This window comes from Dyella sp. SG562, from assembly GCF_011759495.1.
Taxonomy (GTDB): domain Bacteria; phylum Pseudomonadota; class Gammaproteobacteria; order Xanthomonadales; family Rhodanobacteraceae; genus Dyella_D; species Dyella_D marensis.
The window spans coordinates 95,900-117,806 of the sequence record NZ_JAAOYS010000005.1; the positions used below are offsets into that span (position 1 = coordinate 95,900).

Consider the following 21,907-nt stretch of genomic DNA (forward strand, 5'->3'; position numbering starts at 1 on the left):
TAGGCTCGCGGCAGGCGGCTTCATTACCAAGGGGGACACGTCAGGCCGCCTGCTACCCAACGCAAGGGAGGCCCCATGAAACGCGCAACCGTAAAGCACGGACGGCGACTCGCGCTGGCGATCGCCGTGACCTTCGCCGTGGCCGGATCGGTGCAGAGCCAGCAAGCCGACTCTTCCCGCAAGCCGCCGCCGAGCAGCTACGCGCCGGTGATCGAACCGGATTTCGCCACCACCATGCAACGCATGTCGCAGGCCAAGGCCGGCGTCATGCAGCGCCAGAAGAACCTGCTGCAGGAACGCTACGACCTTGCCGACAAGCCGGCCAAAGGCGTGACCATGTCGCGCGGCAAGCCGGTGCAGGAAGGCGTACGCGTGAAACTCCGCTCCGGCACCAGCTGGCAGCAGCTGGCCGACCTGTCGCCGGACGAGATCAAGAGCAAGGACCTGTTTCCGTCCGGCTTCCTGCCCCTGCCGCATCCCAACCATCCCGAAGGCGGCATGGTGTTTCCGCATTTCGAGATCGAGCGGATCAAGCAGCAGGACAACCGCGACCTGACCCGCTTCGACCTGGACTTCGACCTGCCGGACCACATCCTGCCGGAGTTCCCGCAAGCGATCTTCCTCACCACGCGCCCGGACCTGGGCGATGTCTCCAAGGGCAAGCTGGTCACGCTGGACAATTACTACGAGCTGTTCAACGGCCTTCTCAATCCGAAGCAGCTGGAAGGCCTGCGCCTGCTGGTCACGCCGTTTCCGCAGCAGCAGTTCAACGCCACCGGCGACCGCCGTTCCGCGCGGCCCAGCCTGGGCGTGGCCTGTTTCGATTGCCATGCCAACGGCAGCACCAATGGCGCCACCCACCTGGTGGGTGACATCCGCCCGCAGGAATTCCGCCACCGCATCGAGACACCGTCGCTGCGCGGCGTGAACATCCAGCGGCTGTTCGGCTCACAGCGCGCCTTGAAGACGGTGGAGGATTTCACCGAGTTCGAACAGCGCGCGGCCTACTTCGACGGCGATCCGGTGATCGCCACCAAGAAGGGCGTGAACATTCTGGAGCGCGGCAGCCAGGTGCATTTCATGGCGGAGTTCCAGGAGATCCTGGATTTCCCGCCCGCCCCCAAGCTGGCCTGGGACGGCAAGCTCGATCCCGCGAAAGCGAGCGAGCAGGAGTTGCGCGGGCAGGCGGTGTTCTTCGGCAAGGGCCAGTGCAGCGGCTGCCATACGCCGCCCTACTACACCGACGGCAATATGCATAACCTGCAGGCGGAGCGCTTCTACAAGCCGCGCATGATCAACGGCATGATGGCCGGCGCGGACGGCCCGATCAAAACCTTCGCGCTGCGCGGCATCAAGGACACGCCGCCGTATCTGCACGATGGCCGGCTGCTGACGCTGGACGACACGGTGGAGTATTTCAACCTGGTGCTGGGCACGAAGTTGAACGAGCAGGAGAAGCAGGACCTGGTGGCGTTCATGCGGGTGCTGTAGGCATCAACGCCGGCGTAGGTTGGGGTGATAACCCCAACGTCGTCGCATCCACGATGCGCAGCGATGTTGGGGTTGTCACCCCAACCTACGGCTTGGGCAGCGCATAGGCGACCAGGGCGTCGCCCATCTTCGTTCCCAGCGAACCATGGCCGCCGGCCATGATCACCACGTATTGCCGCCCGGTCTGGTCGGAGACATAGCTCATCGGCGTCGCCTGCCCGCCTGCCGGCAGCCGCGCCTGCCACAGCTGGCGGCCGTCGCGAACGTCGTAGGCACGCACATAGTCGTCCAGCGCAGCGCCCATGAAGGCCACGCCGCCGCCGGTGGTGATCATGCCGCCGAGGCTCGGCACGCCCAGCGGCAACGGAATCGGCAGGGGCGCGTTGTCCACCACCGTGCCATTGCGATGCATCCACACTTTGCGCATGGTGCGCAGGTCCACCGCCGCCACATAGCCCCACGGCGGCGCCTGGCAGGGAATGCCCAGCGGCGACAGCAGCGGCTGCAGGTCGACCGCGAACGGCGTGCCCTGCATCGGCTGCAGGCCGTGCTCGACGCCGGTGGAACCCTTGGCGCTCTTGGCCTCTTCCTTCTCGCGCGTGATCAGCCGCGACACGAAGGCCATGTAGTTGGGATTGCCCACCAGCAGCTGCCGCGCGGGATCCACCGCCACGCCGCCCCAGTCGAACACGCCGTAGTTGCCCGGATACACCAGCGAGCCCTGTTCCGAGGGCGGCGTAAAGATGCCGTCGTAGCGCAGCCGCTTGAACTTGATGCGGCACACCAGCTGGTCATAGGGATTGGTACCCCACATATCCGCTTCGCGCAGCGGACGCTCCGGCGTGAAGCTCAGTTCGGAGAACGGTTGCGTGGGCGAAGTGCGGTCGCTGGTGGCCGCGCCCTGCGGCACCGGCTGCTCCGGCGCCGGCACGATGGGCTTGCCGTCGCGCCGGTCCAGCACGTAGATATCGCCGCGCTTGGTCGACGCCACCAGCGCCGGCCGCTTGCCCTGCGGCGTGTCCAGGTCGACCAGGCTGGGCTGGCCGCCGATATCCATGTCCCACAGATCGTGATGCACGGTCTGGTAGACCCAGCGCAGCTTGCCGGTGGCGATCTCCAGCGCCACGATCGCGCTGCTGAAACGCTCGCCTTGCGGATAGCGGTCGCCGCCCCACATGTCCGGCGTCTGGTTGCCCATCGGGATATAGACCAGGCCGAGCTTCTCGTCGACGCTGGACACGCTCCACGAGTTCGGCGAATTGTGCTTGTAGTGCGCGCCGGCCGGCAGCGGCTCGGTGCTGGCGGGATCGGCCGCATCCCAGTTCCACAGCAGCTTGCCGCTGGTGACGTCGTAGCCGCGGATCACGCCGGAGGGTTCGTCGGTCGATTCGTTGTCGGTGACGCTGGCCGACACGATCAGCACATTGCGCGTGACCGTGGGCGGCGAGGTGGGATTGAGAAAACCGCGCCGCGTCATCGCCATGCCCTGGTTCAAGCCGATCGCGCCGTGGTCGCCGAAGTCGGTGCAGGGCTGGCCGTTGTCGGCATTGAGCGCGATCACGGTGGCATCGGCGGTAGGCGCGAAGATGCGGCGCGGGCAGCTGTCGAAATGGATCGCCTCGGCCACCACCGCACCCTTAGGCGTCGGCGGCGGCGCCACCGGCGCCACGCCTTCGGCCGCAGCCTGTGCGGCATAGGCGCCGGAATCGTGATACGCCACGCCGCGGCAGATCATGTGCTGATAGCCCTTGGCATCGCGGTTGATCTTCGGGTCGTAGCGCCAGCGTTCCTTGCCGGTGTCGGGATCGAGCGCAATCACGATGTTGTGCGGCGTGCACAGGTACAGCATGCCGTTGGCTTTCAGCGGGGTCACTTCATTGGCGATCTCGGTGGGGTCGCCGGGGCCCTTGAGGTCGCCGGTGTGGAAGGTCCACGCCACCTGCAGTTTCGAGACGTTTTCCGGCGTGATCTGCGCCGCCGGCGCGTAACGCTCGCCGTAGCCGGAGCGGCCGTAGGCGGTCCAGTCGTTCGGCGGCGTGCCGGTGGCATCGGCGGACGGAGGCGCGCCCACGCTCTCGTCGGCCATGGCGCCGGCGAGCGTGTGGTAGTCGGTGAAGTACGCCACCGCGCCCACCGCCACGCTTGCGGCCATCGCCACCCACAGCGGCAAGGTGCCCGTCGCCCAGCGCAAGGCCGCTTCCGGATCCGGCTCCAGGCGCCGCGACACCCACGGCAACAGCAACCACGCGCCCAGCACGAACCACACCGCCAGCCGCGGCACCAGCTGCCACCAGTCGAAGCGCACCTCGTAGATCGCCCACAGCAAGGTGGCAAGCAGCAGCAGCGCGTGCAGGCCCAGCGCCAGGCCGCTCCCTCGCCACGCCAGCCAGCCGGTGGCGATCAGCACCGCGCCGGCCAGCACGTAGTACGGCGAACCGCCGAGCACGAGCAGCCACGCGCCACCGGCCAGCAGGGCCAGGCCCAGGAGTACGAACACTGCCGCGGTGATCCACAGCGCGGCGGCCGGTCGGGACTTCGTCTCCATTCGCTCTTCCCTTGTCGCGTATCGAACGGCGGGGCATCGCCAGATGGGCCCGCGCCACATGGTCGGCAAGCCGCCGTTGGGGTTTCGTGACGCCAAGCGCGTGCTTGCCGCAGCGCCCGACTATGGCGCATGCCGATGAACGCACACCGAGCCGCGCGGGCCGACCGCGTACGCGCTGGGAAAAAGCACGCCACCCCGCCGCTTTCTCGCGCCGGGTCCGCTTCCTCTATACTTGCCGCCCGTTGCCCCCGTAGCTCAGTTGGATAGAGCGTCCCCCTCCTAAGGGGAAGGTCGTACGTTCGAATCGTATCGGGGGCACCACTCTTCGCTGGCGGCGGGCCGGCTTGTCACTAAGCGGCCTCGCCCGCCACCGGCTCCAGCGGCCTGCGCGCGATGCGCTGCTTGAGCGCCATCGCCGGCGCCTCCACCAGCCGCCAGGACAGCATGCCGGCCAGCAGCGCCAGCGGCGCGGCCAGCACGAACATCTTGTACGGACCGGCCGACGGCAGGTAATGCGCGATCACCTGCTGGATGGGAAACGCGTAGAGATAGACGCCGTAGCTGTAGTCGTCGATCCAGCGCGGCAGCGCCAGCTTGCGTCCGTAGCCGATCACCAGCGTGCCGTAGGCCAGGGTCAGATAGCACAGCGGATAGAACGCGCGGGTATCGGCGGAAAGAAAGGCCATCGCCAGCAGCGCCACCGCCAGCGCCGGGCTGTAGGGAATGAAGCGGCGGTTGACGTACACCAGGCCGCCGAAGCAGAACATCGCCGCGAGCTTATATTCCCAGACCCCATGCGCAATCATCGGCAGAAAGTCGAAGAACGCGGATGCGATCAGCAGCACGGCCAGCGCATTCAACGCCGCGCGCGACTTGTACGCCGCCAGCGCGGCCAGGCCCACCAGGATGTACAGCCGCACCTCCACCGGGATGGTCCACAGGCTGCCGTTGATCACGCCGGCGAAGGCGCCGTCGCGCAAGGTCACGCCGGGAAGATCGCCCGCGATGCGATACGTGGTGGCGTTGGTGAGCAGATAGCGCCAGGTGGTGGGCGAGGAGAAATACTCCGGCAGGCTCAGCGACGTGAACACCGTGCCCAGCACGAAGGTCATCACCAGCGTGCAGACGATCAGGCCCGGAAAAATGCGCAACGCGCGCTTGGCGAAATAGCTGGCGGCGGAACGGCTTTCCACGCAGCTCTTGGTCACCAGGAAACCGCTGATCACGAAGAAGATGAAAAGCCCGATCCGGTGGCTGAGGATTTCCGGGTCGCGCGACACCAGCGAAGCCAGGTCCACGCAGGAAGCGCATTCCGCGGCCAGGCGGAACGAATGGCCGTAGACCACCAGCATCGCCGCCAGCAGGCGCAGCAGCAGGAAGTTGTTGGACTGCTGGTCTGCGCGTTCCGCGCATATCGCTTCGAACGTCTTCAAGAGGACTCCTCGCAACGGCGGCAGGGCCGCGGCCGTTTTTTTCCGCGCGGAGGATACGCCAGAACCATGTCGTATCCCTGTCACGCAAATCCACCCGGGTGAGGCCTTGCCGGCCCGATGGCGCGGCGCACCATCCGCCGCCGCCGGCCGTGCCTCGGGCCTACCCGTGCCGGCCTGCTAGAATTGCCCTTTTCCACCCATCCCTAATCACCCATCCCAAACCACCTCCGCGCCCCCAGGCGCCACGGTCCAGGAGCAAGCATGTCCCACGAAATCCTCAAGGCGCTCGGCATCGGCGCGGAGCATTCCGGCACCTATCTCGGCCAGGGCGAATGGTCCCGCACGGCGGATGCCGGCGCGCTGCAGCCGGTGAATCCGGCCACCGGCGAGGTGATCGGCACCGTGCACGCCTCCAGCGCCGCCGACTACGAAACCATCGTCAAGCGCGCCCAGGAAGCCTTCAAGACCTGGCGCACCACCCCGGCCCCGCGCCGCGGCGAAGCCGTGCGCCTGTGCGGCGAAGCGCTGCGCAAGCACAAGGACGCCCTCGGCTCGCTGGTCGCGCTGGAGATGGGCAAGATCAAGCCCGAAGGCGACGGCGAAGTGCAGGAGATGATCGACATCGCCGACTTCGCGGTGGGCCAGAGCCGCATGCTCTACGGCTACACCATGCATTCGGAGCGCCCCGGCCACCGCATGTACGAGCAGTACCACCCGCTGGGCCTGGTCGGCATCATCAGCGCGTTCAACTTCCCGGTGGCGGTGTGGGCGTGGAATGCCTTCCTCGCGGCGATCTGCGGCGACATCTGCATCTGGAAGCCATCGCCGAAGACCCCGCTGTCGGCCATCGCCACCATGAAGATCTGCAACGAGGCGCTGCAGGCCGGCGGCTTCCCGGACATCTTCTTCCTGTTCAACGACGCCGGCACCGACCTCTCGCAGGGCTTCGTCGACGACAAGCGCATCCCGCTGATCAGCTTCACCGGCTCCACCAAGGTCGGCCGCATGGTCGGCGAGCGCGTGGCGCGCCGCATGGGCCGCTCGCTGCTGGAGCTGGGCGGCAACAACGCCATCATCCTGGACGCGAGCGCCGACCTTAAGCTGGCCATTCCGGCCATCGTGTTCGGCGCGGTCGGCACCGCCGGCCAGCGCTGCACCACCACGCGCCGCCTGTTCGTGCACGAGTCCATCGTCGGCGAAGTGACCGACAAGCTGGTCGCCGCCTACAAGCAGGTGGAAGGCAAGATCGGCGACCCCACCCTGGCCACCACCCTGATGGGCCCGCTCAACAGCCAGGACGCCGTGCAGGCGTATCTCGGCGCGGTGGAGAAGGCCAAGGCCAGCGGCGGCAAGGTGCTGACCGGCGGCGCCGCGCTCACCGACCGCAAGGGCAACTTCGTGCTGCCGACCATCGTCGCCGGCGTCAAGAACAGCGACGAGGTGGTGCAGACGGAAACCTTCGCGCCGATCCTCTACATCATGCCGTTCAAGAGCCTGGACGAAGCGATCGAGCTGCAGAACGACGTGCCGCAGGGCCTGTCCTCGGCGATCTTCACGCGCGACCTGAAGGCGGCGGAGCAGTATCTGTCCGCGGCCGGCTCGGACTGCGGCATCGCCAACGTCAATATCGGCACCTCCGGTGCGGAAATCGGCGGCGCCTTCGGCGGCGAGAAGGAGACCGGCGGCGGCCGCGAATCCGGTTCGGACGCGTGGAAGGTGTACATGCGCCGCCAGACCAACACCAGCAACTATTCGGATTCGCTGCCGCTGGCCCAGGGCATCAAGTTCGACCTGTAAGTGCGACGGCGCCCGGCCACGCGCCGGGCGCTTTTTCCATAGGTAACGGTGGCTCCCTGAGGTCCCAAGGACTAGCGCCATGACCGATCTGCAAGCCACGGAACGATTCAGCAACCGCGTCGAGGACTATGTCCGCTACCGCCCGGATTACCCCAGGGCGATGCTGGACTGGCTGCAGCGCGAGCACGGCGTGACGCCGCAGTGGCTGGTCGCCGACGTCGGCGCCGGCACCGGCATCTCCAGCAAGCTGTTTCTCGATGCCGACTACCGCGTGATCGCGGTGGAACCCAATGCCGCCATGCGCGCGGCGGCGGAGAAATGGCTGGGCCTGGACCAGCACTTCCGCGCCCTGGACGGCCGCGCCGACAAGACCGGCCTGGCCGCGCACAGCGTGGACCTGGTGTCGGTGGCGCAGGCCTTCCACTGGTTCGACCAAGACGCCACCCGCCACGAGTTCGCGCGCATCCTGCGCCCGCACGGGCTGGCGGCGATCTACTGGAACAGCCGCCGCCTGACCGGCACGCCGTTCCTGGAAGGCTACGAGGCGCTGCTGCAGCGCTACGGCACCGACTACACCAGCGTGGCCGAACGCTACGCCGACGAGCCGCGCATGCGCGCCTGGTTCGGCGACGGCTACCGCGGCAGCGGCAGTTTCGAGCATCGCCAGCAGCTGGATTTCGACAGCCTGCGCGGGCGCTTGATGTCCTCCTCGTATGCGCCGAAGGAAGACCATCCGCAGCACGCGCCGATGATGCAGGCGCTGCGCGAGCTGTTCGACGCCACCGCGCGCGACGGCCAGATCAGTTTCGATTACGACACCCGCGTCTACGTGGGCCACCCAGGCTAAGCACCGCACGCATGTATTCCTATCTTCGCCCCCTGCTGTTCGCGCTCGACGCGGAAACGGCGCACCGCGTCACGCTGTACGGACTGGACGTGGCCCACCGCAGCAACTTCCTGCACGTGCTGGCCCGGCCGCCGCAGGCCTTGCCGGTCAATGTGTTCGGCATCGACTTCCCCAACCCGGTCGGCCTCGCCGCCGGCCTGGACAAGAACGCCGACCATCTCGATGCGCTCGGCGCGCTCGGCTTCGGTTTCGTCGAAGTGGGCACCACCACGCCGCGCCCGCAGCCGGGCAACGACAAGCCGCGCATGTTCCGCCTGCCGCGGCACGAGGCGGTGATCAACCGGCTGGGCTTCAACAATGCCGGCGTGGATGCGCTGGTGCGCAACGTGCAGCGCTCCAGCTACCGCGGCGTGCTGGGCATCAATATCGGCAAGAACAAGGACACGCCGAACGACAAGGCGGTCGACGACTACCTCTTCTGCCTGGAGCGCGTGTATGCGCACGCCAGCTACGTGACGGTGAACATCTCCTCGCCGAACACGCAGGGCCTGCGCGACCTGCAGGAAGAAGCCACGCTGCGCCGCTTTATCGAAACGCTGCGCGAGGCGCAGGAGCGCCTGGGCGCGCAGTCCGGCCAGCGCAAGCCGATGCTGCTGAAGATCGCGCCGGACCTGGCCGAGGCGGAGCTGGACGGCATCGCCGAGGTGCTGCTCGCCACCGGCATCGACGGCCTGATCTGCACCAACACCACCATCGAGCGCGGCCACGTGGCCAGCTCGCCGCACGGCAACGAAACCGGCGGCCTGTCCGGGCGCCCGCTGTATGCGCGCTCCACCGAAGTGCTGCGCGGCATGCGCCGCCGCCTGGGCGAGCGCGTGCCCATCGTGGGCGTGGGCGGCATCCTCGACGGCGCCGATGCGGCCGGCAAGATCGCGGCGGGCGCGGCGCTGGTGCAGCTGTATTCCGGCATGGTGTATCGCGGCCCGGAACTGATCGGCGAATGCGTGGACGAAATCCGCCGCCAGGGCGAGCACGACGATGCCGGCTGACCGCTACGCGCTGCCGCCGGAACGCACCGACATGGGCGGCTACGCGCTGATCGAAAACGCCCCGCTGGGCCAGCGCAACACGCTGCGCGTCAATGCGCGCGCGCGCCTGCTGGCCGAGGTGACCGAAGCGGCCAGGCTGCCGGAGCTGCTGGACTTCCCCGCCGTGCGCAGCGGCCCGCTGCTGGTGCTCGGCGAAGGCAGCAACCTGCTGCTGGCCGGCGACGTCGAGGGCACCGTGGTGGCCATGGCCAACCGCGGCGTGCAGGTGGAGCAGGCAGGCGAGCTCACCCGCATCGCGGTGGCCGCGGGCGAGCGCTGGGACGACTTCGTGCGCTGGACCCTGGGCCAGGGCTTCGCGGGCCTTGAGAACCTGATCCTGATTCCCGGCACGGTCGGCGCCGCGCCGATCCAGAACATCGGCGCCTACGGCACCGAAGTGGCCGAGTTCATCGAAAGCGTGGAAGCCTGGGATACGCGCGAGCGCCGCGTGGCGGTGCTGAGCCGCGACGACTGCGCCTTCGCTTACCGCGACTCGCTGTTCAAGCGCGAACCCGGCCGCTACATCGTCACCGCGGTGCGCTTCGCCCTGCCCCGCGCGCACGCGCTGCGCCTGGACTACGCCGGCATCCGCGAGGAGCTGGCGCGCATGGGCGTGGACAAGCCCGCGCCGTTCCACGTCGCCGAGGCGGTGGTGCACCTGCGCACGCGCAAGCTGCCGGACCCGGCGGTGATCGGCAACGCCGGCAGCTTCTTCAAGAATCCCGTCGTCGCTGCGGCCGTGGGCGAAGCACTGAAGCGCCACCATCCGGAACTGGCCGCCTGGCCGGGCGCGGACGGGCGCTGGAAGCTCTCCGCCGCCTGGCTGATCGAAGCGGCCGGCTTCAAGGGCCAGCGCGACGGCGACGCCGGCATCTCCAACCGCCATGCGCTGGTGCTGGTCAACCACGGCCAGGCCAGCGGCGCCCAGCTGTGGGCGTTCGCGCAGAAGGTGATCGCCGGTGTGCACGCCAGGTTCGGTGTGACGTTAGAGCCCGAACCGGTGGTCGTCGGCAAGGGATAAACCATGAGGCTGGCAGGGAAGATCGCGCTGCATCTGTTGCTGATATTCGCGGTCCTGCTGATTCCGCCGCTGCTCTACGACCAGGTGTCCAAGCACATCCACGGCGAATCGCCCTGGCTCTATGTCGGCGGCCTGACGTATCCGCTGTACCTCGGCTGGTGGATGACGCGGATCGGCCATCCGCGCATCCGCGCCATCCTGCTGCACCTGCTCGCGTTCGCCACGCTGTTGTCGGCGCTGGTGCTGGTGCTCGATCCGCGTACCGCCGGCTTCGCGCCGTTCCTGCCGGCCGTGGCGACCCTGCCCTGCATCGCGCTGGCCGTGCTGCGCGCCTGGCAGGGGCGCGGCGAGCAGGCGCGCACGCATGTGTATGCGCTGTTGCTGCTGATTCCGTTCGCGCTGTTCCTCACCGCGCTGATCGTGATCGGCATGTCGCTCACCGCCATGCACGGCATGCGCTGGTAAGCCGCCGGCTCAGGCTGCGCCGGCGGCCTTGCGCCTGGGGCCATCGAGGTTCGGCAGCAGCACGGTGATCACGCCCAGCAGCGGCAGGTAGGCGCACAGGCCGTAGACGAAGTCGATGCCCTGCGCGTCCGCCACCTTGCCCAGCACCGCGGCGCCGATGCCGCCCATGCCGAAGGCGAAGCCGAAGAACAGGCCGGAGATCATGCCCACGCGGCCGGGAATCAGCTCCTGCGCATAGACCAGGATGGCCGAGAACGCCGAGGACAGGATCAGACCGATCACCACCGTGAGCACGCCGGTCCAGAACAGGCTGGCGTGCGGCAACAGCAGGGTGAACGGCGCCACGCCCAGGATCGAGGCCCAGATCACCCACTTGCGCCCGATGCGGTCGCCCACCGGTCCGCCGATCAGCGAACCGGCCGCCACCGCGAACAGGAACACGAACAGATGCGTCTGCGCGTTGGGCACCGACACGCCGAACTTGTGGATCAGATAAAAGGTGTAATAGCTGGTGATGCTGGCGATGTAGAAGTACTTGGAGAAGATCAGCAGCCCCAGGATCGCCACCGCGCCGGCCACGCGGCCGCGCGTCAATGTCACCGTTGCGTGGCGCGCCTTGGCCTTGCCGCGCACCGCGTGGTGGTCGCGGTACCACGCGCTCACCTGCAGCAGCACCACGATCGCCAGCAGCGCCGCCAGCGCGAACCAGGCCACGCTGCCGCGGCCGTGCGGCACGATGATCCACGCCGCCAGCAGCGGCCCCAGCGAGGCGCCGGTATTGCCGCCGACCTGGAACAGCGACTGCGCCAGGCCGTGGCGCCCGCCCGAGGCCATGCGCGCCACGCGCGAGGATTCCGGATGGAACACCGACGATCCCGTGCCCACCAGCGCCGCGGCCACCAGCAGCAGGCCGAAGTTCGGCGCGTTCGCCAGCAGCAGCAGGCCGCACAGGGTGAAGCCCATGCCCACCGGCAGCGAGAACGGCATCGGCTTGCGGTCGGTGATCATGCCCACCATCGGCTGCAGCAGCGAGGCGGTGACCTGGTAGGTCAGCGTGATCAGGCCGACCTGGGCGAAGCTCAGGTGGAAGCCTTCCTTCAGGATCGGATAGATGGCCAGGATCAACGACTGGATCATGTCGTTGAGCAGGTGGGCGAAGCTGATCGCGCCAATGATGCCGAATTCGGTCTTCGGCTCGGTCTTGGGCGCGGCGGCCGGCAGGGGGAGATCTTCGACGCGGGTCTGCATGGGAGCGGGCGGGTCTGTGGGGGACGGTGGGTGCGGCGGCTTGCCGCGCACAGGCCAGCACCTTAAATTGGGCCTTGCCGGCCCGCTCACGCCAGCGGGTCAATATCCGTCGAATCCGGGCCATCTCCATGCGCCAGACCCGCGTCAACCACTATGAGGACGTGCCGCGCGCCATCGTCGCCACCGGCAACGACTACCCCGCCCGCTTCGTGCTGCCCGCCCATGCGCACAAGCGCGCCCAGCTGCTGTACGCGGCCACCGGCGTGGTCAAGACCATCACGCCCGAAGGCAGCTGGATCGTGCCGCCGCGCCGCGCGCTGTGGATTCCGGCCGGCGTGATGCACGAAGTGCATATGGACGGCGAGGTGAGCACGCGCAGCGCCTATCTGCAGCCGGAGGTGGCGCGCCATCTGTGGCCGCACTGCCAGGTGATCGCCGTGTCGCCGCTGCTGCACGAGCTGCTCGAAGCCGCCGTCGACCTGCCCGTGGAATACGCGCTGGACAGCCGCGACGGCCGCCTGATGGCGCTGCTGCTGGACGAGATCGCCGCCATGCCCACCCTCGCCCTCAACACCCCGCTCCCGGCCGAGCCGCGCCTGCACAAGCTCTGCCGCGCGCTGCTGGACGCGCCGGCGCTGGATCTGGATATCGACGCGGTGGCGGCCAAGGTGGACATGAGCCGGCGGCATTTCACGCGCACGTTCCGGCAGCAGACCGGGATGAGCTATGCGGCGTGGCGCCAGCAGGCGTGCCTGCTGGCGGCGTTGACGCGGCTGGGGCGGGGGCAGTCGATTACCGAGGTGGCGGTGGAACTGGGGTATGGGAGTGCGAGTGCGTTTACGGCGGCGTTTCGGCGGGTGCTGGGGGAACCGCCGAGCCGGTATATGGCGGGAGAGCAGCGGCCGCGCGCCAAGGGTGCTCCGACCTGAAACAGCACGGCGCAGGTTGGGGTGAGCGCAGCGAACCCCAACACCGCACCGCCAGGCGCCTCGCATTGTTGGGGTTCGCTGCGCTCACCCCAACCTACGCCGACCGCGTCAGAGGCAACCGGCTCCCACCAGCGCACTACGCAGCGCGTCCACCACCGGCGTCGCCGGCACCTCGCCGAGAAACCGCCGCAGCTTCGCATCCTCCAGCCGCGCCTCGTGCTTCCACAGATAGCGCATCTTCCATAGTTCGCGCAGCGTCTCCACGAACGGCTGCGCCACTGCCACCATCCACCATGGAAAGCGCGCCGCGCGCACCGTCGCATCGCCGGTCGCCGCGCGCACCGCGTCGACCATCTGGTGGCCGTCGAGCCAATAGCCGCCGAAATGGAATGCAGCGAACGGCTCCAGCTCGTCGGCGCGATCGAGCAGGCGCGCCAGCGTTTCGGCCACGTCGGGCAGATACGCCCAGGCGTGGCCCAGCTCCGGCGGCCCCGGATAGCTCACCGCGCGCACCTTGCTGCCGGCCTTCACCAGCCCCTGCGAGAACCAGCTGTTGCCCGTATTGCGCGGGCCGATGAAGTCGCCGCAGCGCAGGATCAGCACCGGCGCGCCTTCGTTCGCCGCCTGCGCCAGCCGCTGCTCCATCGCCACGCGCAGTTCGCCCTTGCGGCTGGCCGGATGCTGGGGCGCATCCTCGGTAAGCACCGGGAAGGCGTCGAGGCCGTAGTTGTAGATGGTGCCCGGCAGCACGATGCGCGCGCCGGCTGCTTTTGCCGCGGCGATGGTGTGGTCCAGCATCGGCAGCACCAGTTTCTCCCAGCCGCGATAGCCCGGCGGATTCACCGCATGCACGATCACGTCGGCGCCGGCCGCAGCGCGCAGCACGTCGGCCGCCACCATCGCATCGCCCTGCACCCACTCGATGCCTTCCAAGCTGCCGGGCCGGCGCGCCAGCGCGCGCACATGCCAGCCATGGCGGAGCAGGGCCATGCAGGTCTCGCCGCCCACGCCGCCGTTGGCGCCTACCACCAGTACCGTCTTCGTGCGCTTCATCGTGTCGTCCTCCGTTGGGATGGGCCAAGCTTGGGCTGGGGGCACCCATAAGAAAATCCACGAAGACCGAACATCTGCTATACAAATATGCATGGACAAGCCCGAGCCCTCCTGGGACCTCTACCGCTCCTTCCTCGCCGTGATGCGCGAAGGCAGCCTGTCCGGCGCCGCGCGCGCCCTGGCCATGACCCAGCCCAGCCTGGGCCGGCATATCCGCGAGCTGGAAGCGGCGCTGGACGCCGCGCTGTTCACCCGCTCGCCGCAGGGCCTGCTGCCCACCGAGCTGGCCCTGCGCCTGGTGCCACATGCGCAAGCGATGGCCTCGGCGACGGCGGCGCTGCGGCGTGCGATCGGCGCGGGCGAAGATGCCGTGCGCGGCGTGGTGCGCCTCACCGCCAGCGAAGCGATCGGCACCGAAGTGCTGCCGCCGATGCTGACCGAGTTCCGCCGCGAACACCCCGGGGTGACCATCGAGCTGGTGGTCACCGACCGCGCGCAGGACCTGCTGCGCAAGGACGCGGACCTGGCCATCCGCATGGCCCGCCCCACCCAGCAGGCGCTGATCGCGCGCCAGCTCGCGCGCATCGAGCTGGGCCTGTTCGCGCATCCGCGCTATCTGCGCCGGCACGGTGCGCCGGCCACGCTGGACGAGCTGCGCGAACACAGCCTGATCGGCTTCGACCAGGAACCGCCGTACCTGCGCACGCTGCGCCCCAAGCACCTGCCCTGGACGCGCGAGCATTTCGCGCTGCGCACCGACCACCCGCTGGCCGCGCTGGCGGCAATGCGTGCCGGCTACGGCATCGGCATCTGCCAGGTGCCTTTGGCCGCGCGCACGCCGAAGCTGGTGCGCCTGCTGGCGCAGGAACTGTCGATCCCGATGGAATGCTGGGTGGTGATGCACGAGGACCTGCGCCGCCAGGCCGCCGTGCGCAGCCTGTTCGACTATCTCGGCGAAGCCTTGAATGCTTACGCGCAAAGCTGAGCGCCGTCACGCCGCCGTCAAATTTCCGCAGCAATATGACGGTTTGCGAAATGGCCTGGACTGACCGCCGGGCTTACGGCATGCCTGCCGCGGCAACGGGGTAGGATGCCTGTTCCCACACCCCGTCCGCGGGGATCAGGAAGCACCCGATGTCCAGCAGCGAAAACCGCCCCAGCCTCACGGTCGAAGAAGCGCCCGCCACCGCCATGCCCGCGGGCGACGCGCAGGGCGCGCCGCCGGATCTCAACGACAGCAGCCTGTACATCCACCGCGAGCTGTCCCAGCTGCAGTTCAACATCCGCGTGCTGGACCAGGCGCTGGACGAGCGCAAGCCGATCCTGGAGCGCCTGAAGTTTTTGCTGATCTTCTCCAGCAACATGGACGAGTTCTTCGAGATCCGCGTGGCCGGCCTGAAGAGCCAGATCGCCTTCGACCACGAGATCGTCGGCCCGGACGCCATCGCCCCGCGCCGCGCGCTCACCGAGATCAGCGAGATCGCGCACAAGCAGATCGAGCGGCAGTACACCATCCTCAACGAGAGCGTGCTGCCGGAGCTGGCGCGCCACGGCATCCGCATCGTGCGCCGCAACGAGTGGTCGCACAAACAGAAGCTGTGGGTGCGCCGCTATTTCCGCCACGAGGTGGCGCCGCTGGTCACGCCGATCGGCCTGGACCCGACGCATCCCTTCCCGCTGCTGGTCAACAAGAGCCTCAACTTCATCGTGCAGCTGGAAGGCGTGGACGCGTTCGGCCGCGACTCCGGCCTGGCCGTGGTGCCAGCCCCGCGCGTGCTGCCGCGCCTGATCCGCCTGCCGGACGACGTGTGCGAAGGCGGCGAGAACTTCGTGCTGCTGTCCTCGATCATCCACGCGCATACCGAGGAATTGTTCCCCGGCATGTCGGTGCGCGGCTGCTATCAGTTCCGCCTGACCCGCAACGCCGACCTCACGATCGATCCGGAAGACGTGGAAGACCTCGCCCGCGCGCTGCGCGGCGAGCTGTACTCGCGCCGCTTCGGCGACGCGGTGCGCCTGGAAGTTGCCGACAACTGCCCGAAGGAACTCACCGATTATCTGCTGAAGCAGTTCGGCCTTACCGCGGCGGAGATGTACGAGGTCAACGGCCCGGTCAATCTCACCCGCCTGATGGGCCTGGCCAACAAGTCGCATGCGCCGCAGCTGCTGTATCCGCCGTTCACGCCGGCCATCCCCAAGGCGCTGAAGAAAGAGGAAGACCTGTTCCAGGTGATCGGCAAGCAGGACGTGCTGCTGCTGCACCCGTTCGAATCCTTCGCGCCGGTGGTGGATCTTCTGCATCAGGCCGCGAAAGACCCGAACGTGCTGGCGATCAAGCAGACGCTGTACCGCAGCGGCGCCAACTCCGAGATCGTCGACGCGCTGGTGGACGCCGCGCGCGCGGGCAAGGAAGTGACCGTGGTGGTGGAACTGCGCGCGCGCTTCGACGAGGAGTCCAACCTCACCCTCGCCTCGCGCCTGCAGCAGGCGGGCGCGATGGTGATCTACGGCGTGGTGGGCGTGAAGACGCATGCCAAGCTGATGCTGATCCAGCGCCGCGAAGGCGACGAACTGGTGCGCTACGCGCACCTGGGCACCGGCAACTACCACACCGGCAATGCGCGCCTGTACACCGACTACAGCCTGCTCACCTCCGACCAGGCGCTGTGCGAGGACGTGCACAAGCTGTTCAGCCAGCTCACCGGCATGGGCAAGGTGCTGCGCATGAAGAAGCTGCTGCATGCGCCGTTCACCCTGAAGAAAACGCTGCTGGACCTGATCGCGCGCGAGACCGCGCATGCGCAGGCCGGCCGCGCCGCGCAGATCATCGCCAAGGTCAACGCGCTGACCGACCCGAAGGTGATCCGCGCGCTGTACAAGGCCAGCATGGCCGGGGTGAAGATCGAACTGATCGTGCGCGGCATGTGCTGCCTGCGCCCCGGCGTGCCGGGCGTATCGCACAACATCCGTGTGCGCTCGATCGTGGATCGTTTCCTGGAACACAGCCGCGCCTACTGGTTCGCCAACAACGGCGACGACGAGCTGTTCCTGGCCAGCGCCGACCTGATGGAGCGCAACCTCGACCGCCGCGTCGAAACCGGCTTCCCGATCGAGAGCAAGAAGCTGCAGCAGCGCGTGAAGAAGGAACTGGAACTCTACCTCGCCGACAACAGCAGCGCGTCGGTGCTGCAGGCGGACGGCCATTATCACCGCCTCGCACCGTCCGGCCAGGCGGTGCGCAATGCGCAGGCGCAACTGCTGGAGCGCATCTGCGGCGTGGGCGCCAACCCCGTCGAATAGGCCGCCACGTGCAGGCTTCGTGAAGGGCCAGGCGAGCGTGATGGAGTTCTGGTTTGACCTGATATCCCGGTGCTAGTCTCGATCGGCCGCATTGTCGCGGCTCAATCGCAAAGGGCATTCACATGGAACTTCAGGAACTCACCGTGCGTGAAGAAGGCGTGATTGCAGCTGACGTGTTCGGCGTGCCGATGGACGCGCCGATGCAGAAACAGGCCCCCATGCAGAAGCGTGCGCCGAAGACCCGGTTCGATGGCGATATCGGCACCTTCGGCGGCCGCAACGACGGCGGCGGCTGAGTCGCCGCGCAACGTGACCACGCGCCCTCACGGGTGACCGCCAAGCCGCCTCGCCAACGGGGCGGCTTTTTCATGCCGGTATGGCTGGCCCCGCCTTTCATGGACGGAACATGCTCAAGGCCACGATCGCGCTTGCCGATCTTGCATTCGATCCGCGCTGGGACGGCCAGGCCGTCGCCTTCGGCGCCAGCCGCATCGAACCGTTCGCGCATCCCGCGCTGGAAACCCTGCTGGTGCGCACCGACGGCCAATGGTTTGCCACCGTGCGCGAGCGCCGCACCGGAGGCGGCGCGCCGGCGCGGCAACTGGACGTCGACGCGGCCGAATTCGAACAGCGCTACCGCGAATGCCTGCTGTGGCCGCTCGATTACACCATGGTCGAAGCGGCGCAGGCCGGGTGCCGCCTCAAGCTGCGCGCAGGCGTGTTCGGCGCGTTGCCGGTGTATGCGCGCGCCACGGACGACCGGCTGGAACTGTCCTGGGATGCCGGCGACCTGACCCGCGCGCCGACCGCGCTGGACTTCGAAATAGCGAGCCATCGCCTCGCGCTGCACACGATCTACTCGGCGCGGCAGATCGCGGTCGGCATCGTGATGCTGACCGAACGCGCCTCGCTGTCCGTCGAACCTGGCAAGGCCAGCTATCACTACCCGCCGCCGGTGCAGGTCACCACGCTGGCGCAGGCGCGCGAGCGCGACGCATGGCTGGCTTCATTCGCCGCGCAATTGCGCGAAGCAGTCGATGCGCGCCCGTTCGTCGCGGCACGCAGCGCACTCGAACTCAGCGGCGGCATGGACTCGGCCACGGTGGCCTGCGGCCTGGCCGCGATCGCCGCGCCGCGCAGCAGCCTCGGCATCCTGCTCGAAGGCGAGACCCGGCCGCCGCAGTTGAAGCGCCGCGGGGCTATCGTGGAACGGCTTGGGCTGCACGACGAAACGGTGGAGATCGCTGCGCGGCCCCCAAGCCTCGACCTGCGTCCGGCGCCGGGACAGCGGCTGGGCTTCAATCAGGAGTATTACCTGGAGGCCTGCGCCGCACTGTGGGATCGCGCCGCTTCGCTCGGTTGCGACCGGCTCTATACCGGCGTGGGCGGCGACGAGCTGTTTCCCGACTACCTGCACGAACTGGCCAGCGAAGACGACACGCTCGAAGCGCAACGCGAGCGCACGCACCGCGCACAAGTCGACACGCTGCTCACGCCGCGCGCGCGGGAAGCCGCGCGCGGCCTGCACAGCTTCGGCGCGCCAGCCGGCCCGGTGCCGGCCACCGCGCTCGCCGCGCAGGCCTGCCGCGCAGCGGATATCGCACGGCGCGGGCTGTGGCCGGTGAATCCATTGAGCGATCCGCGCCTGGCGCGGTTCTGCCATCAGCTCCCGCTCGAGCAACGACACGGGCGCGCCCTGATGCAGCGCTATCTCCAGCAGCAGCTCGGCGAGGATACGTTTCCGGCCGGTTATCGGAAGGAGACGTTCGAGCAGGTGTTTCCAGCATTGATCGCGGCACAGGCGGGCATGCTGACGGAACAGTTGCGCGAATGCGCGCTGGCGGATCTTGGGCTGGTCGACCGGCGTGGCGTGATGGCGCTGCTCGACGCGGTAGCGGCCAGCCAGGCGCGTGCGCCTACGGCGGTGCTGGTGTCGTTTCTGTGGATGGAGCGGTTGGCGAGGCAGTGGGGGTGACTATGGAACCCTTCTCCCCTCCGGGGAGAAAGTAGCAGCAGCCGGATTAGGGGTGGGTGCTCGCGATTACGCTTCTACGAAAAGAAGAAAAGCTCTTGAGCTTATCGAGACCCTCCACTCACCGCTCCGCCCGACCCCTCACCCCGACCCTCTCCCCGGAGGGGAGAGGGAGCAAACTGCGCTTCAGCGAAAACGCTTTATCCATGCCACGTACTTGTCCACGAACCCCTGCAGGAACTTCTTCGTGCCGTCGCTCGAAATATTCCCCTCGCCGTCGATCAACCCGTCCTTGAACGCAATGAACACCTCCGGCTGCGCCAGCAAGGGCACGTCCACATAGGCCAGCACATTGCGCAGATGCTGCTGCGACAAGGCCGAGCCGGTCGCGCCGATCGAGGCGCCGATCACCGCGCCGGGCTTGCCCGCGAAGGAATTCGTCCCCCACGGCCGCGAGGCGATGTCGATCGCGTTCTTCAGCACGCCGGGAATCGAACGGTTGTATTCGGGCGTCACGAACAGCAGCGCATCCGCCGCTTCCACCGCCTGCTTCAGCTGCTGGCACGCGGCCGGATAGTCGCCGTCGAAATCCTGGTTGTAGAGCGGCAACCCGCCGATGTCGATGTGCTCGAACGAAAGATCCTTCGGCGCCAGCTTTTCCACCGCACGGGCGAGTTTGCGGTTGATCGAGTCCTGGCGAAGGCTGCCCACGAAGACGGCGACCTTGGTGCTCATGGCGAATGCTCCTTCCGGGAAAGGGAACGCCCAAGCTTGCGGAGCCGCGGTCAAGGCAAGGTGACGCCTGGATGGCACGCCCCATGCTTTCTTTCCTAGGCCATTCGTCCGAATGGGTCAGCCGCCGCGACTCGGCCAGAATCCAAGGCCAGACCGCACGGCAGAGCCGGGCCAGGATGGCCGCGGACGCCAGGCGGGCCGGCAGGGGGGTGTGGTGGTGGCAGGCTGGTTACCAGGAACGCACAGGTGGCGGCGATGGTTCGTCCTCGCGCTGCTGCTGCTCGTGCCATGGCGCGCCATGCCGCAGCCCGCGGCCGCGATGGAGGCGGCCTGGTGCGCGGCGCGGCCCGGCGACACGCCGGCCGGCGTGCTGGCCGCCTTCGACCGCGGCGAGCTGCGCGCCTTCGACCCGTCCGCGATGACTCCCATCCTCAATCCCGGCGAAGCCGCCTGGGTGGTGCTGCGGCCGCTGCCGACGCCGCTGGTCGAGGAGCGCGCGCTCACCATCGAACCGCCGCCGCTGACGCCGGTGACGCTGTACGCGCGCGGCGAACCGGCGCGCCGGCTGGCCCTGGACGATTTCGACGCGCCACTGCACGGTCACGGCCGGCTGGCCTGGCGCGTGCCGGCCGACGGGGCCGCCACCGCGCCGATCCTGCTCCGCTTCGAAGCCAATGCCGCGGCCAGCGCACCGGTGCGCTTCGGCTTGCAGCCCTGGGCCGACTACCTGCGCGACGACGCCGGCTGGCTGATGTTCGCCAGCGCCTGCTTCGCGGTGATGCTGGCGATGGCCGCGTTCGCGTTGTGCCTGGCGCTGATGCTGCGCGACGCCACCTTCGGCTGGTATGCCGGCTATGTGTGCTGCTACGCGGCGATCCAGGGCATCCAGACCGGCTACGTGTTCCATCCGATGGAGTGGGCCTGGCTGGCCGGCACCGCGCAGGTGGCCGCGCCCACCGCGGCGCTGCTGTCACTGGCCTTCGCCGCGGTGTTCGTGGCGCGCTTCTGCGATCTGCAGCGCTTCGCGCCGGCGCTGCACGCCACCACGCTGGCGCTGGCGCTGGGCGCGCCGCCGCTGGTGCTGATGCGCAGCAGCCATATCGATGCGCTGATCGCGCCGGCCCGCGCCCTGCACTACCCCATGCTGCTGATCGGCGCGGTGCTGCTGCTGTGCGCCGGCGTGGTCGCCGCCGTGCGCGGTTCGCGCAGCGCGCGCTATTTCCTGCTCGGCTTCACGCCGCTGCTGGCGCTCACCGTGCTCGACAGCGCGCAGGCCAACGGCGCCCTGCCCGGCATGGGCTGGCTGGACGATGCGGCCCTGGCCGCCGGCGCGGTGCAGGCGGTGGTGCTGGCGCTGGGCCTGGCCGACCGCGCGCTGGCCATGCGCCACGACACCGACGTGGTGCGCGAACTGGCCGACGTCGACGCGCTGACCCGCGTGCTCAACCGCCGTGCCTTGAGCGAAAGCCTGCAGGCGGCGATGTCCTGCCACGGCGAGCCGCTGGCCCTGCTGTTCCTGGACCTGGACTGCTTCAAGTCGCTCAACGACAGCCAGGGCCACCACGCCGGCGACTGCGCGCTGACCGCCGTGGCCGCCGCGCTGCGCCACGAGCTGCGCCCGCAGGACCTGCTCGGCCGCCACGGCGGCGAGGAATTCCTCGCCGTGCTGCGCGGCGTGGAGCTGCCGCAGGCCATCCACGTGGCCACGCGGCTGTGCCGGCGCGTGCACCGGCTGGAAATTCCCGTGGACGGCCGCCAGCAGCTGCTGACGGTCAGCATCGGCATCGCCATGCATCGCGCCGACGATACGGTGGAAACCCTGGTCGAGCGCGCGGACCACGCGATGTATCGCGCCAAGCTGGACGGGCGCAACCGCGTAAGAGTGGACGAGAAGCTGATGGCCTGCCGCTCGCGCGAGCGGGCGGCGCTGCGTTCGACGGAGCAATCCTGAGCCGCGGACGCGCCGGCATGCGCCTCGCGCCA

The 21,907-nt window shown here is 68.5% G+C and carries 17 protein-coding genes and 1 tRNA gene; 13 read left to right on the plus strand and 5 right to left on the minus strand.

Translation table 11 applies throughout. From position 1 onward, the window contains the following. Window positions 1-75: 75 nt before the first annotated feature. Window positions 76-1,491: a cytochrome B6 gene (locus FHW84_RS11485; protein WP_167255566.1), complete on the plus strand. Its 1,416-nt coding sequence runs from the start codon at window positions 76-78 to the stop codon at window positions 1,489-1,491. Window positions 1,492-1,576: 85 nt separating this feature from the next. Here FHW84_RS11485 and FHW84_RS11490 read toward each other — a convergent pair whose 3' ends face one another. After that, window positions 1,577-4,036 (minus strand): membrane-bound PQQ-dependent dehydrogenase, glucose/quinate/shikimate family, encoded by a 2,460-nt coding sequence (locus tag FHW84_RS11490; protein ID WP_167255568.1) that lies wholly within the window; start codon window positions 4,034-4,036, stop codon window positions 1,577-1,579. A gap of 244 nt (window positions 4,037-4,280) precedes the next feature. On the opposite strand from FHW84_RS11490, the gene FHW84_RS11495 reads away from it, so the two are divergent. Further along, window positions 4,281-4,357 (plus strand) — tRNA-Arg (locus FHW84_RS11495). A 29-nt stretch (window positions 4,358-4,386) separates the two neighbouring features. On the opposite strand, the gene FHW84_RS11500 is transcribed toward FHW84_RS11495, so the two are convergent. Next, the gene (locus FHW84_RS11500; protein ID WP_167255570.1) at window positions 4,387-5,469 is read right to left on the minus strand and encodes an acyltransferase; all 1,083 of its coding nucleotides are present in this window, start codon (window positions 5,467-5,469) and stop codon (window positions 4,387-4,389) included. Between the two features lie 261 nt (window positions 5,470-5,730). Between FHW84_RS11500 and FHW84_RS11505 the strand changes: the two genes are divergently transcribed. The 5 genes from FHW84_RS11505 (at window position 5,731) to FHW84_RS11525 (ending at window position 10,687) form a co-directional block, all read left to right on the plus strand. Continuing rightward, window positions 5,731-7,266 (plus strand): aldehyde dehydrogenase family protein, encoded by a 1,536-nt coding sequence (locus tag FHW84_RS11505; RefSeq protein ID WP_167255572.1) that lies wholly within the window; start codon window positions 5,731-5,733, stop codon window positions 7,264-7,266. Between the two features lie 79 nt (window positions 7,267-7,345). After that, on the plus strand, window positions 7,346-8,113 hold the full coding sequence (locus FHW84_RS11510) for a class I SAM-dependent methyltransferase (RefSeq protein WP_167255574.1): 768 nt from the start codon (window positions 7,346-7,348) through the stop codon (window positions 8,111-8,113). Between the two features lie 11 nt (window positions 8,114-8,124). Further along, a complete protein-coding gene (locus FHW84_RS11515; protein WP_167255576.1) occupies window positions 8,125-9,162 on the plus strand; it encodes a quinone-dependent dihydroorotate dehydrogenase in 1,038 nt (345 codons plus the stop codon). A 31-nt stretch (window positions 9,163-9,193) separates the two neighbouring features. After that, entirely contained in the window at window positions 9,194-10,222 is a 1,029-nt protein-coding gene (murB, locus tag FHW84_RS11520) for a UDP-N-acetylmuramate dehydrogenase (protein WP_167256011.1), read from the plus strand. Window positions 10,223-10,225: 3 nt separating this feature from the next. Next, window positions 10,226-10,687, plus strand: a complete 462-nt coding sequence (locus tag FHW84_RS11525) for a hypothetical protein (RefSeq protein WP_167255578.1) — start codon at window positions 10,226-10,228, stop codon at window positions 10,685-10,687. 9 nt (window positions 10,688-10,696) lie between these two features. On the opposite strand, the gene FHW84_RS11530 is transcribed toward FHW84_RS11525, so the two are convergent. Beyond that, window positions 10,697-11,935, minus strand: coding sequence for an MFS transporter (locus FHW84_RS11530; protein ID WP_167255580.1), 1,239 nt, complete (start codon window positions 11,933-11,935; stop codon window positions 10,697-10,699). A 128-nt stretch (window positions 11,936-12,063) separates the two neighbouring features. Here FHW84_RS11530 and FHW84_RS11535 point away from each other — a divergent pair, with 128 nt between their 5' ends. Next, window positions 12,064-12,864: a helix-turn-helix transcriptional regulator gene (locus tag FHW84_RS11535; RefSeq protein ID WP_167255582.1), complete on the plus strand. Its 801-nt coding sequence runs from the start codon at window positions 12,064-12,066 to the stop codon at window positions 12,862-12,864. A 108-nt stretch (window positions 12,865-12,972) separates the two neighbouring features. Here FHW84_RS11535 and FHW84_RS11540 read toward each other — a convergent pair whose 3' ends face one another. Further along, entirely contained in the window at window positions 12,973-13,917 is a 945-nt protein-coding gene (locus FHW84_RS11540) for an NAD-dependent epimerase/dehydratase family protein (RefSeq protein ID WP_167255584.1), read from the minus strand. A gap of 91 nt (window positions 13,918-14,008) precedes the next feature. Between FHW84_RS11540 and FHW84_RS11545 the strand changes: the two genes are divergently transcribed. The 4 genes from FHW84_RS11545 to FHW84_RS11560 all read left to right on the plus strand — a co-directional run bounded on the left by FHW84_RS11545 (window position 14,009) and on the right by FHW84_RS11560 (window position 19,192). Next, the gene (locus FHW84_RS11545) at window positions 14,009-14,902 is read left to right on the plus strand and encodes a LysR family transcriptional regulator (RefSeq protein ID WP_167255586.1); all 894 of its coding nucleotides are present in this window, start codon (window positions 14,009-14,011) and stop codon (window positions 14,900-14,902) included. 206 nt (window positions 14,903-15,108) lie between these two features. Next, on the plus strand, window positions 15,109-17,217 hold the full coding sequence (ppk1, locus tag FHW84_RS11550) for a polyphosphate kinase 1 (protein ID WP_208399766.1): 2,109 nt from the start codon (window positions 15,109-15,111) through the stop codon (window positions 17,215-17,217). Between the two features lie 122 nt (window positions 17,218-17,339). Further along, window positions 17,340-17,513 carry a hypothetical protein gene (locus FHW84_RS11555; protein ID WP_167255590.1) on the plus strand — a complete coding sequence of 58 codons (174 nt, stop codon included), beginning with the start codon at window positions 17,340-17,342 and terminating at the stop codon, window positions 17,511-17,513. A 110-nt stretch (window positions 17,514-17,623) separates the two neighbouring features. Then, a complete protein-coding gene (locus FHW84_RS11560) occupies window positions 17,624-19,192 on the plus strand; it encodes an asparagine synthase-related protein (RefSeq protein WP_167255592.1) in 1,569 nt (522 codons plus the stop codon). A gap of 183 nt (window positions 19,193-19,375) precedes the next feature. On the opposite strand, the gene FHW84_RS11565 is transcribed toward FHW84_RS11560, so the two are convergent. Continuing rightward, on the minus strand, window positions 19,376-19,924 hold the full coding sequence (locus FHW84_RS11565; RefSeq protein WP_167255595.1) for an NAD(P)H-dependent oxidoreductase: 549 nt from the start codon (window positions 19,922-19,924) through the stop codon (window positions 19,376-19,378). 298 nt (window positions 19,925-20,222) lie between these two features. Between FHW84_RS11565 and FHW84_RS11570 the strand changes: the two genes are divergently transcribed. Continuing rightward, window positions 20,223-21,875, plus strand: a complete 1,653-nt coding sequence (locus tag FHW84_RS11570; protein WP_167255597.1) for a diguanylate cyclase — start codon at window positions 20,223-20,225, stop codon at window positions 21,873-21,875. Window positions 21,876-21,907 lie beyond the last annotated feature (32 nt).

Excerpts from the sequence above, each read along its gene's own strand:
- FHW84_RS11545 (WP_167255586.1), top strand. The coding sequence starts at position 14,009 with ATGGACAAGCCCGAGCCCTCCTGGGACCTCTACCGCTCCTTCCTCGCC.
- FHW84_RS11565 (WP_167255595.1), bottom strand. The coding sequence starts at position 19,924 with ATGAGCACCAAGGTCGCCGTCTTCGTGGGCAGCCTTCGCCAGGACTCG.
- FHW84_RS11515 (WP_167255576.1), top strand. The coding sequence starts at position 8,125 with ATGTATTCCTATCTTCGCCCCCTGCTGTTCGCGCTCGACGCGGAAACG.
- murB (WP_167256011.1), top strand. The coding sequence starts at position 9,194 with ATGGGCGGCTACGCGCTGATCGAAAACGCCCCGCTGGGCCAGCGCAAC.
- FHW84_RS11540 (WP_167255584.1), bottom strand. The coding sequence starts at position 13,917 with ATGAAGCGCACGAAGACGGTACTGGTGGTAGGCGCCAACGGCGGCGTG.
- FHW84_RS11570 (WP_167255597.1), top strand. The coding sequence starts at position 20,223 with ATGCCGCAGCCCGCGGCCGCGATGGAGGCGGCCTGGTGCGCGGCGCGG.
- FHW84_RS11555 (WP_167255590.1), top strand. The coding sequence starts at position 17,340 with ATGGAACTTCAGGAACTCACCGTGCGTGAAGAAGGCGTGATTGCAGCT.
- FHW84_RS11535 (WP_167255582.1), top strand. The coding sequence starts at position 12,064 with ATGCGCCAGACCCGCGTCAACCACTATGAGGACGTGCCGCGCGCCATC.
- FHW84_RS11530 (WP_167255580.1), bottom strand. The coding sequence starts at position 11,935 with ATGCAGACCCGCGTCGAAGATCTCCCCCTGCCGGCCGCCGCGCCCAAG.
- FHW84_RS11525 (WP_167255578.1), top strand. The coding sequence starts at position 10,226 with ATGAGGCTGGCAGGGAAGATCGCGCTGCATCTGTTGCTGATATTCGCG.
- FHW84_RS11560 (WP_167255592.1), top strand. The coding sequence starts at position 17,624 with ATGCTCAAGGCCACGATCGCGCTTGCCGATCTTGCATTCGATCCGCGC.
- FHW84_RS11510 (WP_167255574.1), top strand. The coding sequence starts at position 7,346 with ATGACCGATCTGCAAGCCACGGAACGATTCAGCAACCGCGTCGAGGAC.
- FHW84_RS11505 (WP_167255572.1), top strand. The coding sequence starts at position 5,731 with ATGTCCCACGAAATCCTCAAGGCGCTCGGCATCGGCGCGGAGCATTCC.
- ppk1 (WP_208399766.1), top strand. The coding sequence starts at position 15,109 with ATGCCCGCGGGCGACGCGCAGGGCGCGCCGCCGGATCTCAACGACAGC.
- FHW84_RS11490 (WP_167255568.1), bottom strand. The coding sequence starts at position 4,036 with ATGGAGACGAAGTCCCGACCGGCCGCCGCGCTGTGGATCACCGCGGCA.
- FHW84_RS11485 (WP_167255566.1), top strand. The coding sequence starts at position 76 with ATGAAACGCGCAACCGTAAAGCACGGACGGCGACTCGCGCTGGCGATC.